Here is a 13,696-nt window from a genome sequence, read left to right on the forward strand (position 1 = left end):
ACCGCCCCGCCAGCAAAACTGGCGAGGCGGTTCAGGGGTCAACTATGGTTATTAGTTGAGCAATAAAAAGTCAGCGCTGGGGTTACACGGTACGCTTCGCTTTTTGCTTGTAACGGTCGAAAATCACGGCTGCCAGCAGGATCAGGCCGCGCACGACGTACTGAGAGAACGGCGAAATATTCAACAGGTTCATGGCGTTTTCCACCGTGCCCAAAATCAGGATACCGGCCACCACATATGAGATTTTTCCGATGCCTCCCTTGAGGGAAACGCCCCCTAAAACGCACGCCGAGATGACGATCAGCTCATAACCGATAGACGTCATTGGCTGGCCGCTGGTCATACGCGACGCCAGAATAATCCCCGCCGCGGCGGAGACCAGCCCGGAGAGCACGAAGATAATAATCTTGGTGCGTACAACCGGCACCCCTGCCAGACGGGCCGCTTCTTCATTGCCGCCGATCGCCAGCGTATTACGACCAAAGGTGGTGCGGTTCAGCAGGAAGCCGAACAGGATCAGGCAGGCCACGGTGAGCCAGATAGGCGCAGGCAGGCCCAGCCAGTTGGCGTAGCCCAGCGTAAAGAAGCGCTCGTCTTCAATCCCTACCGCTTTACCGTCGGAGATGATATAGGCCAGACCGCGGACTATCTGCATCGTGGCAAGCGTGGTAATCAGGGCATTAATCTTCAGGCGTGCGATAACAAAACCGTTCACCAGACCGCTGATCACGCCGAGCAACAGACCGGCAAAAACGCCAATCCACAGGCTTTCCGTCATGTTGATAACCACCGCCGTGGTGACGCCCGCGCAGGCGATAACCGAGGCCACCGACAGGTCGAAATCACCGGAGGCCAGACAGAAGAGCATGCCGCAGGCCACCATGCCGGACATGGAAATCGCCAGTCCCAGCCCTTTCATATTAATGAAGGTGGCAAAATTAGGGACGAAGATTGCACAGGCGATGAAGAGTGCGGCAAAGACCACCAGCATGCCGTACTGATCCCAGATGCGTCCAAAACTAAAAGCCGACTTCGGCGCTCCGGATGTAGTAACAGAGGACATCATTAACTCCTTACTCAGGCGACAGCCTGGCTGACTATAGGCATGGCGAGGTTCAACGCCTGTTGTTCATTCGCCTGTTCATGAAGTAATTCACCGGCGATTTCGCCTTCGCGCATCACTACAATGCGGTCAGCAACGCCAAGCACCTCAGGCAGATCGCTGGAGGCGAACAGCACCGCCACGCCGCGTTTTGCCAGTTCATATATCACGTTGTAAATCTCGTGTTTTGCGCCCACATCGATACCGCGCGTCGGCTCGTCCAGCAAAATGACCTTCATATCCTCCGACAGCCAGCGGCCTAAAATGGCCTTCTGCTGGTTTCCTCCTGACAGATTCATAATCAGCTGTTCCGGTCCCGGCGTTTTGATATTCAGCGAGCGAATATGATGGTCGGCGTTGCTCGACTCCCAGCCGTCGTTAATCAGGCAACCCGCACGGATAAATTTACGCCGGGCGGAAATGTTGATGTTGTCGCGCACCGAATGCACCGGAATGATCCCCTCCGCCTTGCGGTCTTCCGGGCAGAGCATCATCCCGGCCCTGATTGCGTGGGCGGGTTTCTGGATATCCACCTGCTCGCCGTCAATGGAGACCTGCCCTGCGGTAATACGTGTACCGCCGAACAGCCCTTTCATCAGCTCGCTGCGCCCCGCCCCTACAAGGCCAAACAGACCGACGATCTCACCGCTGCGTACGGATAACGAAACCGGCGTTCGCACGCCCGGCGCTTTGACGTTGTCCAGACGCAGGCGCTCGGGGCCGTACTCGCGCGGTTTCCAGTGATAGATATCGCCCAGATCGCGCCCGACCATCGCCTGAACAAGCTGATCATGGTTAACCTGCTGCATATCGGTAAAGGTGCGCACATAGCGCCCATCCTTAAATACGGTGATGGCATCGCTCAGGGCAAATATCTCCTCCATGCGGTGCGACACGTACAAAATGGTGCGGCCTTCTTGCCGCAGCTCGCGGATCACGCGGAACAGGTTTTCAATTTCACGTGCGGAAAGCGAACTGGTGGGTTCATCAAAGGCAATAACCCTGGCGTTACGCGCCAGCGCCTTGGCAATTTCAACCATCTGCCACTGGCCGATGGAGAGGTATTTCAGCGGGGTCTGGGGATCGACGTCCAGACCAAGATGCTTAAGCTGCAGCCCCGCTTCATAATTAAGTAGCGAACGATTCACCACGCCGCTTTTGTGCGGAAGCTGGCCTAAATAGATATTTTCGGCCACGGTCATCTCAGGGATGAGGTGCAGTTCCTGATAGATAATGGCGACACCGGCGTTGAGCGCCGCCGTGGTATCGGCAAAGGCCACCTCTTCACCGCGAATGGCCAGCGTGCCGGTTGTTGGCGCGTAGTTGCCGCTGAGGATTTTTAGCAGCGTGGATTTCCCCGCTCCGTTTTCCCCCATCAGGGCATGAACCTGGCCGGCATAGCAGTCGAAGCTGATATCGGTCAGCGCGTTAACACCGGGAAACGTTTTCCCGATGCCGCGAAAAGAGAGATACGGATTAGACTGTTGCATAACGACTCCGTGATTCCTGTAGTGTACGTCTGGCCCCTTACGGCGAGTAAGGGGCACAATCACAGCGTATTACTTACCGCCCAGTCCCTTTTTCGCCAGTTCCTCTTTGAAGTTGTCGCGGGTAATCAGCACCACGTCGGTCACTTCGGTAAATTTCGGCGGTTCAGCCCCTTTGGTTACCCAGTTGTAGAGCATTTCACTGGATTTGTAGCCGTGAACGTCCGGGCTTGGCAGCAGAGAGCCGTAGAAGCCGGTGGCCTGCGCTTTGGACAGCTCGCTCACCGCATCCACGCCGTTGATGCCGATCCCGATAACGTCAGGCGCCTTGAAGCCCTGACCTTCCGTCGCGCGCACGCCGCCCAGCACGGTGTTGTCGTTCATGCCGACCACCAGCCAGTGCTTCACTTCCGGGTGCTGGACCAGCATAGAGTTCGCCGCGTCAAAGGCGCCCGGGATGTCGTTGGATTTGGTTGGCACTTTATAGATCTGTTTTTCAGGGAAGCCAGCCGCTTTCAGCGCGTCCATTGATCCGGTCGTACGACGTCGCGCCGTGTCCAGCTCGTCTGCGGTGATGGCCATGACGGCGGTCTCTTTCACATCCCAGCCGCGTTTCTGCATCTCTTTATAAAGCTCCTGCCCCTGACGTTCACCGATTTTGGTCGCCGCCATCATGACCAGCGGAACGCTGTCCATCGGTTTGCCTTTGGCGTTAACGAACTGATCGTCAACCGCAATAACCTTCATGTCGTAACCGCGGGCTTTCGCCGCAATTGCCGATCCGAGTTTTGGATCCGGAGTGCAGATAACAAAGCCTTTCGCGCCGCTGGCCGCCAGGCTGTCGATGGCGTTCAGGGTTTTTTCACCGTCCGGCACGGCGATTTTAATCACTTCAAAACCTAAATCTTTTCCGGCTTTATCAGCGAATTTCCATTCGGTCTGGAACCAGGGTTCTTCCGGCTGTTTTACCAAAAAACCGAGTTTTAAATTCTCAGCGATAGCGGATTGTGACATAACGGCAGCCAGACCGATGGCCGCCAGCGCTTTAGTAAATTTGTGCATGGTAAACTCCAGCTTTAGCATTCTTTTCTGTAGGGAAGATTTGCGTGCTTCTTATTTAATCGGACTTAAAACAAGGCATTAGCGCTTACCTCGTCATAAGCGTTATTGCTGGTGATAGTTTTAGCGGGAAATTAATCATCCATAAGAGAGCCTCATCACACCGCAGAATTACAGTAATTGCGTACATAAATTCAGCGAAAAATGACATAAAAAAGGCAGGTATTGTCTGACAAATGAAAGCAGGGTAAGCAGAATTATCCATAAGATTAGCTAAGAAATCCCTGATGCCTTACGGCGGATGTCGCTGTGGCTCTCCCCTGACGGGGATCCATGCTTTTTATCAAAAAAACGAACGCATCATGAAAAGGCGTTATTCCGTTAAAATTGACTTAGCGCAAATTCGGCAACGCATTATATATTTAAAATGAATAATCTGTATTTATTTTTCTTACAGCGCATTATTCCGGCTAAATGTTCACGAAAGTAAATCAGTATCCCTCAAAAGACACTTAGCCTTTAATATCAAGATGTTAATAAAATCCCCTTTGATGACTATATATTTGTATTTTTGTACTATATTAAACTTTGTAATGTATGGTAAACACAGCCTAATTAAGAGTTTTCTTAATCATAAGACAAAGGTATGCTTATTTATATCGAACACAGGAAGTGAATTTTCGATCGATTTTAATCACTGCAAAAATTGCAATTCTGTTTTTCTTCGTATTTGCCTGGCTGTCAGGTTAAGCAGCGGACATCACGTCCCACAGTCTATAAGGATATGAGTATGGCTACCCAAACGATGATGCAAAAACTTAACGCGCAGATGAACCTTGAGTTCTACGCCTCGAACCTGCACCTTCACCTAAGTGCATGGTGTTCTGAAAAAAGTCTCACGGGCTCTGCCACGTTCTTTCGTTCACAGGCACAAAGCAACGTCACCCATATGATGCGCGTCTTTAACTTCCTGAAGGCCGCGGGGGCTAACCCGGTTGTTAAAGCCCTTGATGGGATCAACGAAAATTACTCTTCTCTGGAAGAACTGTTCCAGAAAACGCTGGAAGAGCATGAGCAGCGCTGTACGACGCTCAACAAGCTGGCCGATGAAGCCAGAGCACAGCATGACATCATCACTCTCAAATTTTTACGCGATATGGATAAAGAACAGCAGCAGGACGGTATGCTGCTGAAAACGCTGGCGGATGAGATCCACAATGCGCGCCAGGCCGGTTTACGTCCGGAGCAAGCCGACCGCCACCTGCTCGATCTTGTGACGGTGCAGCACCACTAAGCGTTTAACCTGCCTTGGCCCTGGTTCAGGGGGGCAGGTTCCTTCTTATTTCCCCAACCCTCTGCTTTTGCTGAAATTTAACAAATCAGATCTCGCTCTCAATGATTAACCTTACAAAATGTAATGATTTATTTAATTACATAATCATTGATGAGGGAAAAGCATGATCACCATTGAGTTTGTTGTCATTCTCCTCTGCCTGCTGACGGGAACACGTTTCGGCGGCATGGGGCTTGGGTTAATCAGCGGTATTGGCCTTTTTATTTTGTGTTTTGTCTTTGGGCTCCAGCCCGGCAAGCCTCCGGTTGACGTCATGTTAACCATTCTCGCGGTGATTGGCTGTGCCGCTACCCTGCAGACCGCGGGTGGCCTCAACGTCATGATGCAGTTTGCTGAACGCCTGCTGCGCAAACACCCGCAGCACATCACGCTTCTCGCCCCTTTTACCACCTGGATGCTGACCTTTCTGTGCGGCACCGGGCACGTGGTCTACACCATGTTCCCCATCATTGCGGATATCGCCCTGAAAAAAGGGATCCGCCCGGAACGCCCAATGGCGGTGGCATCGGTGGCATCCCAGATGGCGATCACCGCGTCTCCGGTTTCCGTCGCCGTTGTGTCGCTGGTCTCCATCCTGGCCGCACAGCATGGGATTGGGCACGCGTGGGGGATCCTGGAAATCCTCGCCGTATCGGTTCCCGCTTCGCTTTTCGGCGTCGCGATCGCGGCCCTGTGGAGTTTACGTCGGGGGAAAGATTTGGCTGACGACGGGGAGTTTCAGGAGAAACTGAAAGATCCCAAACAGCGCGAGTTTATCTATGGCGGCACGGAGACGTTAATGAACCAGCGTTTTCCGAAGCAGGCCTACTGGTCGACATGGATTTTCTTTGCCGGTATTGCGGTGGTAGTCCTGCTCGGGGCTTTCCCCGAACTGCGCCCGGCCTTCGAACTGAAAGGTAAAATGACGGCCCTGTCGATGAACCTCGTCATTCAGATGATGATGCTCATTGCCGGTGCCGTGATGCTGATGGCCTGTAAGGTCAATGCCTCAGCCATCTCAAACGGTGCGGTATTCAAGGCCGGTATGGTGGCGATCTTCTCGGTGTTCGGGGTGGCGTGGATGAGCGATACCTTTTTCCAGGCGCATCTCGATGAGTTAAAGCTGGCGCTGGAAGGGGTGGTGAAAAGCCATCCGTGGACGTATGCCATCGTGCTTTTCCTGGTGTCGAAGCTGGTAAACAGCCAGGCGGCGGCCCTGACGGCCGTGGCGCCGATGGGATTGATGTTGGGCATCGATCCAAAAATGCTGATCGCCTTCTTCCCGGCGTCCTACGGCTATTTTGTTCTGCCGACCTACCCGAGTGATTTAGCCTGCATCGGCTTTGACCGCTCGGGAACAACCCGCATCGGCAAATTCATCATTAACCACAGCTTTATTCTGCCGGGGCTAATTGGCGTGAGCTGCGCCTGCGCGGCGAGCTACCTGCTGGTCCAGACCTTCTTTTAACGTTTTCAACGGGCGACACGCGTGGTCGCCCGTTCGCGTTTTAATGAGACTCGCCCTGCGGCGTAAAGCGCAGTTCAATCAGCGCGATGGCTTTCTGGATCGCGCGAAGCGTCACCGGGTCGGCAGCCGCGGGATGGCTGGCAAAATCGATGTTTTTCAGCTGCGTGGACATCTTCTCGCGCACTTCAACCGGTGCAATAACGTCCAGAACATCAAGTATTTGCTTGATAACCAGCTGACAGGCGACAACATCAGAGACCAGTTCCTGATCGGCGCTCAGGTTTTGTGACATGGGGGTTTCTCCTTATTCAAAGGCCGCCATAGTATCAAAACGTGGCCCGTGACATCTGCCCTTCATTGCCGCAGGACACAAAAAAACCCGCCGAAGCAGGTTTTTTTTATCAGAACATGGCGCCAGGCGGCACGTCTTTAAAAGTGCGGCAGTAATTGGCCCACATACTTTTCAGGATTTTGCGCAGTTTCATTGTGATGCTCCATTAACTTGTTATACAACTTTATTGTCAATGTGCCTATAATATGACCATCGTCACAAAAATCAATATTTTTGTGACGCATATCACAATTTAAACTGCGCAGTGCGCATTAACCCACGATACTGCGAACAAAATCCTCGATCGCCTTATCCTGGCAATTTTCAAAGAAGCACTGCTGGAAACGCGGGCCGGAAACAGCGGTCTTCACCAGCTCAGGATCGATGGCGCGCAGCGAGTCAAGATAGTTATCTTTTACCACGGCCGCTTTTACCTGGTTCAGAATACCGGCGTTACGCACCTGCGGCTCTTTACGCTCTGGAGGATAACCCTCCCCTTTTCGGCCGGTAAACGCCTTTTCAAAGATAAAGCGAACGTTTAGCTCCGCTCCCCAGCCAAACCCTTTGGCAAAAGGCAGCGAGAGCGCATTGCCGTTATTGATTTGCGCGAAGAGAAACGCGTCTGCGGGATCGATGCAGTAGCCGCATATCACGCCAGGGTGGATGTTTAACGACATCAGCGCCCCCTGCCCGGTGCCGCAGCCGGTGACCACAAAATCCACCGCTTTCGCATTCAGCAAAATGCTCGCCATAATGCCCAGGTGGATGTAGGTCAGGTGATGATCGTTTTCGTCGCTCATACCCACGTTGTAAACCGGAAACCCTTTTTCATCGGCTACCGTTTTCAGCTCTTTTAATATGACTGGGTTTTTAGCCGCCTGGCTGTTTTCCATCATCAGTGCAATTTTCATCGTGTCTCTCCAGAATGCGCTGCGGGCGCTCCCCGCCATGGATACCTGTTCCCGTTCATTCTGGCATCAAATAAACAGACTTTCAAAGTAAATGAAATGCAGTTTTAAAAACTAAATGCACGCTCACAATTTTGTGAAGGGGAGGATCTACGCCGTCCGTTGCAAAGAGTGAGGGTAGATCGTCCGGCTATTCCTGGCATTGCAGCGGGCATCTGCGGGTACGATAACGTATTTCCATCCACTCAGAGCGAACCATGAAAAGAGCCATCGTAGCCGCTACAGTCCTGCTGCTCGCGGGATGCAGCGTTAAACGCCAGGCGGAAATCAGCAGCCTCGACGCGCCGAACGGCATTGTCCGCCTCGACTATGGCCAGGCCGTGCTGCAAAACGCCTGGTCCGATGAATATGTTAATAACGGTACCGCGGTAAAAGCCTGTCAGAACATGGGCTATGCCACCGCCTCTGCCTACGGGCAGCCGGTCAAAACCTGTACCCTGACAAGCGGCTCTTTGTGCCTGAACGAGAGCGTTACTATCCAGTATAAGTGCATGGGGTATGCCGTTAACCCTAAGGCAAATAATCCCTGGTATTAATCAAAGCTGCCAGCGTTTGCTGGCGCTTTATTTAACTAAGAACAAAAATAATTCGCATTAATAAAAATAAATATCGCCAATGCGTTTTATTCCCATTCGTATTTTAAACGAACAAATATTTAATTTTACGTTTTGCAAATAATTAAATAACAAATTATAGTGTCGCTCATTATGAACCCGTAATAATAATCCGGAGCGCCACCATGCTGAAAACTGAAATGATCGACAAGCTCAATGCACAAATGAACCTTGAGCTCTATTCATCCCTTCTCTACCAGCAGATGAGCGCCTGGTGCAGCTATCACAGCTTTGAAGGTGCGGCCGCGTTTCTGCGTCGTCACGCCCAGGAAGAGATGACCCACATGCAGCGCCTGTTTGATTATCTGACCGATACGGGCAGCCTGCCGCGCATTGAGAACGTGGCATCGCCTTTTGCTGAATATAATTCTCTCGACGAACTGTTCCGCGCCACCTACGAGCACGAACAGCTGATCACCCAGAAAATTAACGAACTGGTTCATGCGGCAATGATCGGCCAGGATTATCCAACCTTTAATTTCCTGCAGTGGTACGTTGCGGAACAACACGAAGAAGAGAAGCTGTTTAAATCCGTGCTGGATAAATTATCCCTGGTGGGTAAATCCGGCGAAGGACTTTACTTTATTGATAAAGAACTGTCGACTCTCGATACGCAGAATTAATATCAGCGCGGTGCCGGTTTCCGGCGCCGCGTTAATTTACCTTTCCCCTGCATTAAAACATGCATTTTATTCCCCGTGCGCCTTATTAACGTCACGCCTGACCGTCGCCCCACTCAGGATGAGCAGTAGCGCAATACGTAAACCTTTCATTACACGCCTTGTAACGGTGGTTTGACGAATTACCGCTTTTGCCTTACTCTGCGCCGCAGATTTTGTTGCGGTTAAGCGTCGTTGTAGAGGAAAGCGTGAAGAACAGAACCCTGGGAAGTATTTTTATCGTCGCCGGAACGACGATTGGCGCAGGAATGCTGGCAATGCCTCTGGCTGCCGCGGGAGTGGGATTTGGGATGACCCTGCTGCTGCTTGGCACGCTCTGGGCATTAATGTGCTATACCGCACTGCTCCTGCTTGAGGTTTACCAGCATGTGCCCGCCGATACCGGGCTGGGTTCGCTGGCGGCGCGCTATCTGGGACGCTACGGCCAGTGGATCACCGGCTTTAGCATGATGTTCCTGATGTACGCCCTCACGGCCGCGTATATCAGCGGTGCCGGGGAGTTAATCGCCTCCAGCGTCAACGACTGGTTTGGCTCTGACATTACCCCTGCAACGGGGGCTATCTTCTTTGCGCTTATTGGCGGCGGCGTGGTCTGCGTGGGCACATCGCTGGTCGATCTCTTTAACCGCTTTCTGTTCAGCGCCAAAATTCTGTTTCTGGTTGTCATGCTGGCGCTGCTGGCACCGCACGTGCACAAGGTGAACCTGCTGACGCTGCCGCTGGAGCAAGGGCTGGCGCTTTCCGCCATCCCGGTCATTTTCACCTCGTTTGGCTTCCACGGCAGCGTGCCGAGCATCGTCAGCTATATGAACGGCGATGTCCGCAAGCTGCGTCGTGTGTTTGTTATCGGCAGCGCCATTCCGCTGATCGCCTACATTTTCTGGCAGCTGGTGACGCTGGGTAGCATTGACTCTTCAACCTTCGTTGGGCTGATGGCGCAGCACGCTGGCCTGAACGGTTTTCTGTTGTCGCTGCGCGAGGTGGTCACCTCGCCGCACGTGGAGCTGGCGGTTCACCTGTTTGCCGACCTGGCGCTCGCGACCTCGTTCCTGGGCGTAGCGCTCGGCCTGTTCGATTACCTGGCCGACCTGTTCCAGCGTCGCAATACTGCCGCCGGACGGTTACAGACCGGAGCCATTACCTTCCTGCCGCCGCTGGCGTTTGCGCTGTTTTACCCTCGCGGGTTTGTGATGGCGCTGGGCTACGCGGGGGTGGCGCTCTCTGTCCTGGCCCTGCTGCTCCCTTCCCTGCTGGCGTGGAAAAGCCGTCAGCAGCATCCTCAGCAAGGATATCGCGTCGCGGGAGGAAAACCGCTGCTGTGCGTTGTGTTTGGCTGCGGGGTAATGATTATTCTGGTGCAGGTGTTGATTGCCGCCGGGATGCTGCCGGAAGTGGGTTAAAGATAAAAGGGGCTATCATCAGCCCCTTTTTTATCAGTGCAGGCAGCAGCTCTTAAACTTCTTTCCGCTGCCGCAAGGACACGGATCGTTACGCCCCACTTTCGTGCCGTTCACGACAGGCTTCTTCGCTTCCGGCTGCTGCGGGTTCTCCACCCAGTAGTTGTATAAGCGCAGGGCCGCAGGCTGGATGCTCTCGATGCTGGCGATATACTCCTCTTCGGACAGTTCATCCAGCTTCTCGCTGTTCTCTTCCGTTCCGTGCAGGGCAATCACGTCGAGATCGGCCTTCAGGGCTTCCGGCAAGGCTGACCAGTCCGTCAGCGCCACGCCACGCATATAGCCATAGCACCACTCTTCGACCACGGTGTAACTCTCACCGTCAACGTCGTTATAGCCGAACAGCGGCTCAAACTGATCCGGGTATTCACTCAGGCGCTCGGCAATGTCGTTCATATGCTTAAAGCAGAGATCGATAAAACGGTTCATTTCACGATCGTTTTTCCAGCGCGGGATGTACTTCTCCCCGCCCCACACCGCCACCAGCCAGGCATCTGGCTCAACGACAACAGGGCCGGAAAGCACTGCAGTAAGCATGCCGTCCAGTTCGGACACGTCAATCACGGACGCATCGTCATGACCATAAGACATTAACGTCTCTTCCAGCCACGCCATTTCGCTTTCATTTAATGGACCTTCCGTCATCGCGGACACTCCTGATAAAAAAGGAAAGGATCCTACCACAGATCGCACGCCTGCCCTGGCTGAAGTTTAGGTCTTTATTGCTGCAAAAGTGTGCAAATCGTGACCGTTGCACAACTTATGGGCTTTATTGTTAACGATGTGTGATCTCCGCTGTAAATTCTTCTCCTGCCGCAGGGCGGGATAACGCGGCGCTCTATACTCAAACATGTCATAACCCCGTCAAGGGGTTAACCATTCTGGCAACGTTTTTGCTTGCTGTTCTTCGCGCGACGCTGCGCATGGAAACCTCGCCGTATCACGCAGGATGCCGTTCGTTTAGTGCATTTTGTTCTTGCTCGTGTTTTTGGATTGGCTGCGCCCTGGGCGTTCAGGCTTACGCCGTGGTGCAAAAACCTCTTTGCTAAGGAACATAATAATGTCGCTGAAATTTATCAAAACGCCTGTTTCTCTTGTGCTGGCCGGTTGTCTGGTAACGGCATTTTCCACCCGGGCAGATATCGTGATCGGTGTCGCCGGACCGTTCACGGGCCCTAATGCCACCTACGGCGATCAGTACTGGCACGGCGCAACGCAGGCCGCCGAAGACATTAACGCCGCAGGCGGTATTAACGGTGAGAAGATCAAACTGGTTCAGGGGGATGACGCCTGCGAGCCTAAGCAGGCGGTGGCCGTCGCCAACCGCTTAGTCGACCAGGATAAGGTCAACGCCGTAGTCGGCCACTTCTGCTCCTCTTCCACCATGCCCGCCTCCGAAGTGTATAGCGACGCGGGCATCATCGCGATTACTCCCGGCTCAACTAACCCGCAGATCACCGAACGCGGCATGAGCGACATGTTCCGCATGTGCGGCCGCGACGACCAGCAGGGTCAGGTCGCCAGCGACTTCATTATCGACAAGCTGAAAGCCAAACGCGTGGTCATCATTCACGATAAAGACACCTATGGACAGGGGCTGGCTGATGCCACCAAAGCGGCGCTGGCGAAGCGCGGGGTCAAGGATGTGATGTATGAAGGTTTATCCCGCGGTGAAAAAGACTTTAACGCGCTGGTGACGAAGATCGGCGCGCAAAAACCGGATGTGGTGTTCTTCGGCGGCTGTCACCCGGAAGCTGGCCCGCTGGTTCGCCAGATGCGTGAACAGGGGGTGCAGGCGAAATTCTTCTCCGGCGACTGCATTGTCAACGAAGAGATGGTGACGGCAGCGGGCGGCCCGCAATATACAAACGGCATTTACATGACCTTTGGTAAAGATCCGCGCCTGATCCCGGACGGTAAAGCGGTTATCGACAAATTCCGCGCCGGTAAATTCGAGCCGGAAGGTTATACCCTCTACTCCTATGCCTCCGTACAGGCCATTGCCGCAGCCTTCAAGGCCACCGGCGGCAAGGATTCCGCGAAAGCCAGCGAGTGGCTGAAAGCCAATTCTGTCGACACGGTGATGGGCAAAAAAGCCTGGGACAGCAAAGGCGACCTGAAAGTGTCTGACTACGTGGTTTACCAGTGGGACGACAAGGGAAAATATAAGGAAGTGCAGTAACGGGACGGAATCACGCTCAACGTCGGCGGGCTTGCCCGTCGGCGCGTAATAAACATCAGGCTGCGCGCCTCGCGCAGCCTATAAAACGAGCGCGCTAAGATGAGTACATTCTTCCTGCAGCAGTTAGTCAATGGCTTAACGCTGGGCTCCGTCTACGGCCTGATCGCCATCGGCTACACCATGGTGTACGGCATTATCGGGATGATCAATTTCGCCCACGGCGAAGTGTATATGATTTCCGCCTATCTCTGCGCCATTGGTCTGGCGCTGCTCTCTTTCTTCGGGCTTGAGTCCTTCCCCCTGCTGATTCTGGGTACGCTGGTGTTCACCATCGCGGTAACTGGCGTGTACGGCTGGACTATCGAGCGTATCGCCTACAGGCCGCTGCGCAACTCCACGCGCCTGGCGCCGCTTATCTCCGCCATCGGGATGTCGCTTATCCTGCAAAACTACGCCCAGCTGAGCCAGGGCCCGCGCCAGCAAGGGGTGCCGACCATGCTCGACGGCGTGATTCGACTGCATCTTGGCGACGGGTTCGTGCAGATAACCTACACCAAAGTGTTTATTCTGCTCGCCTCGTTTGCCGGCATGCTGTTGCTTACGTGGATAATCAACCATACCCGGCTGGGGCGGATGTGCCGCGCGGTACAGCAGGATCGCAAAATGGCCTCTATTCTGGGGATCAACACCGACCGGATTATCTCCCTGGTCTTTGTTATCGGCGCGGCGATGGCCGGCCTGGCGGGCGTGCTCATCACCATGAATTACGGCACCTTTGATTTCTACGTCGGGTTTGTGATTGGCATTAAGGCCTTTACGGCGGCGGTGCTCGGCGGTATCGGTTCCCTGCCCGGCGCCATGCTCGGTGGCCTTATCCTGGGCGTCGCAGAAGCCCAGTTCTCGGGCATGGTGAACTCGGACTATAAAGATGTCTTCTCGTTTGGCCTGCTGGTCATGATCCTGATTTTCCGGCCCCAGGGTCTGCTCGGGCGTCCGGTTGTGGCCAAAGTGTGAG

Annotated in this window: 14 protein-coding genes; 7 read left to right on the forward strand and 7 right to left on the reverse strand. The window is 53.8% G+C overall.

Annotated elements, in window-relative coordinates:
• Positions 1-82: 82 nt before the first annotated feature.
• The 3 genes from araH to araF all read right to left on the reverse strand — a co-directional run bounded on the left by araH (position 83) and on the right by araF (position 3,651).
• Positions 83-1,063: an arabinose ABC transporter permease AraH gene (gene araH / locus IM299_RS03685; RefSeq protein ID WP_032644894.1), complete on the reverse strand. Its 981-nt coding sequence runs from the start codon at positions 1,061-1,063 to the stop codon at positions 83-85.
• Positions 1,064-1,077: 14 nt separating this feature from the next.
• A complete protein-coding gene (gene araG / locus IM299_RS03690; protein ID WP_193357070.1) occupies positions 1,078-2,592 on the reverse strand; it encodes an L-arabinose ABC transporter ATP-binding protein AraG in 1,515 nt (504 codons plus the stop codon).
• Between the two features lie 69 nt (positions 2,593-2,661).
• Positions 2,662-3,651 (reverse strand): arabinose ABC transporter substrate-binding protein AraF, encoded by a 990-nt coding sequence (gene araF, locus IM299_RS03695; protein ID WP_008500409.1) that lies wholly within the window; start codon positions 3,649-3,651, stop codon positions 2,662-2,664.
• A gap of 787 nt (positions 3,652-4,438) precedes the next feature.
• Between araF and IM299_RS03700 the strand changes: the two genes are divergently transcribed.
• Positions 4,439-4,942 (forward strand): non-heme ferritin-like protein, encoded by a 504-nt coding sequence (locus IM299_RS03700; RefSeq protein WP_028013660.1) that lies wholly within the window; start codon positions 4,439-4,441, stop codon positions 4,940-4,942.
• A gap of 163 nt (positions 4,943-5,105) precedes the next feature.
• Entirely contained in the window at positions 5,106-6,449 is a 1,344-nt protein-coding gene (locus IM299_RS03705) for an anaerobic C4-dicarboxylate transporter (RefSeq protein ID WP_028013661.1), read from the forward strand.
• A 40-nt stretch (positions 6,450-6,489) separates the two neighbouring features.
• Here the strand turns inward: IM299_RS03705 and IM299_RS03710 are convergent, their stop codons facing one another.
• The 3 genes from IM299_RS03710 to IM299_RS03720 form a co-directional block, all read right to left on the reverse strand.
• Entirely contained in the window at positions 6,490-6,741 is a 252-nt protein-coding gene (locus IM299_RS03710) for a DUF2766 family protein (protein WP_008500405.1), read from the reverse strand.
• A 109-nt stretch (positions 6,742-6,850) separates the two neighbouring features.
• Complete coding sequence (gene azuC / locus IM299_RS03715) at positions 6,851-6,934, reverse strand: stress response protein AzuC (protein ID WP_014884364.1); 84 nt, start codon at positions 6,932-6,934, stop codon at positions 6,851-6,853.
• A gap of 118 nt (positions 6,935-7,052) precedes the next feature.
• A complete protein-coding gene (locus IM299_RS03720; protein WP_028013662.1) occupies positions 7,053-7,691 on the reverse strand; it encodes an RpiB/LacA/LacB family sugar-phosphate isomerase in 639 nt (212 codons plus the stop codon).
• A gap of 254 nt (positions 7,692-7,945) precedes the next feature.
• On the opposite strand from IM299_RS03720, the gene yecR reads away from it, so the two are divergent.
• From yecR to tyrP, 3 genes are all read left to right on the forward strand, one after another.
• Positions 7,946-8,284 carry a YecR family lipoprotein gene (yecR, locus tag IM299_RS03725; protein WP_041909409.1) on the forward strand — a complete coding sequence of 113 codons (339 nt, stop codon included), beginning with the start codon at positions 7,946-7,948 and terminating at the stop codon, positions 8,282-8,284.
• A 203-nt stretch (positions 8,285-8,487) separates the two neighbouring features.
• Positions 8,488-8,985: a non-heme ferritin gene (gene ftnA, locus IM299_RS03730; protein ID WP_028013664.1), complete on the forward strand. Its 498-nt coding sequence runs from the start codon at positions 8,488-8,490 to the stop codon at positions 8,983-8,985.
• A 245-nt stretch (positions 8,986-9,230) separates the two neighbouring features.
• Complete coding sequence (gene tyrP / locus IM299_RS03735) at positions 9,231-10,442, forward strand: tyrosine transporter TyrP (RefSeq protein WP_041909407.1); 1,212 nt, start codon at positions 9,231-9,233, stop codon at positions 10,440-10,442.
• A 33-nt stretch (positions 10,443-10,475) separates the two neighbouring features.
• On the opposite strand, the gene IM299_RS03740 is transcribed toward tyrP, so the two are convergent.
• A complete protein-coding gene (locus IM299_RS03740) occupies positions 10,476-11,144 on the reverse strand; it encodes a YecA family protein (protein WP_028013666.1) in 669 nt (222 codons plus the stop codon).
• 415 nt (positions 11,145-11,559) lie between these two features.
• On the opposite strand from IM299_RS03740, the gene IM299_RS03745 reads away from it, so the two are divergent.
• Positions 11,560-12,681, forward strand: coding sequence for a branched-chain amino acid ABC transporter substrate-binding protein (locus IM299_RS03745; protein WP_193357071.1), 1,122 nt, complete (start codon positions 11,560-11,562; stop codon positions 12,679-12,681).
• A gap of 99 nt (positions 12,682-12,780) precedes the next feature.
• Positions 12,781-13,695 carry a branched-chain amino acid ABC transporter permease gene (locus tag IM299_RS03750; protein WP_048959822.1) on the forward strand — a complete coding sequence of 305 codons (915 nt, stop codon included), beginning with the start codon at positions 12,781-12,783 and terminating at the stop codon, positions 13,693-13,695.
• Position 13,696: the final 1 nt, after the last annotated feature.

This window comes from Enterobacter cloacae complex sp. P47BA (genome assembly GCF_014930485.1).
In the GTDB taxonomy this organism is placed as follows: domain Bacteria; phylum Pseudomonadota; class Gammaproteobacteria; order Enterobacterales; family Enterobacteriaceae; genus Enterobacter; species Enterobacter bugandensis.

Coding starts and splice junctions, on each gene's coding strand:
- araH (WP_032644894.1), bottom strand. CDS start 1,063: ATGTCCTCTGTTACTACATCCGGAGCGCCGAAGTCGGCTTTTAGTTTT.
- araG (WP_193357070.1), bottom strand. CDS start 2,592: ATGCAACAGTCTAATCCGTATCTCTCTTTTCGCGGCATCGGGAAAACG.
- araF (WP_008500409.1), bottom strand. CDS start 3,651: ATGCACAAATTTACTAAAGCGCTGGCGGCCATCGGTCTGGCTGCCGTT.
- IM299_RS03700 (WP_028013660.1), top strand. CDS start 4,439: ATGGCTACCCAAACGATGATGCAAAAACTTAACGCGCAGATGAACCTT.
- IM299_RS03705 (WP_028013661.1), top strand. CDS start 5,106: ATGATCACCATTGAGTTTGTTGTCATTCTCCTCTGCCTGCTGACGGGA.
- IM299_RS03710 (WP_008500405.1), bottom strand. CDS start 6,741: ATGTCACAAAACCTGAGCGCCGATCAGGAACTGGTCTCTGATGTTGTC.
- azuC (WP_014884364.1), bottom strand. CDS start 6,934: ATGAAACTGCGCAAAATCCTGAAAAGTATGTGGGCCAATTACTGCCGC.
- IM299_RS03720 (WP_028013662.1), bottom strand. CDS start 7,691: ATGAAAATTGCACTGATGATGGAAAACAGCCAGGCGGCTAAAAACCCA.
- yecR (WP_041909409.1), top strand. CDS start 7,946: ATGAAAAGAGCCATCGTAGCCGCTACAGTCCTGCTGCTCGCGGGATGC.
- ftnA (WP_028013664.1), top strand. CDS start 8,488: ATGCTGAAAACTGAAATGATCGACAAGCTCAATGCACAAATGAACCTT.
- IM299_RS03740 (WP_028013666.1), bottom strand. CDS start 11,144: ATGACGGAAGGTCCATTAAATGAAAGCGAAATGGCGTGGCTGGAAGAG.
- IM299_RS03745 (WP_193357071.1), top strand. CDS start 11,560: ATGTCGCTGAAATTTATCAAAACGCCTGTTTCTCTTGTGCTGGCCGGT.
- IM299_RS03750 (WP_048959822.1), top strand. CDS start 12,781: ATGAGTACATTCTTCCTGCAGCAGTTAGTCAATGGCTTAACGCTGGGC.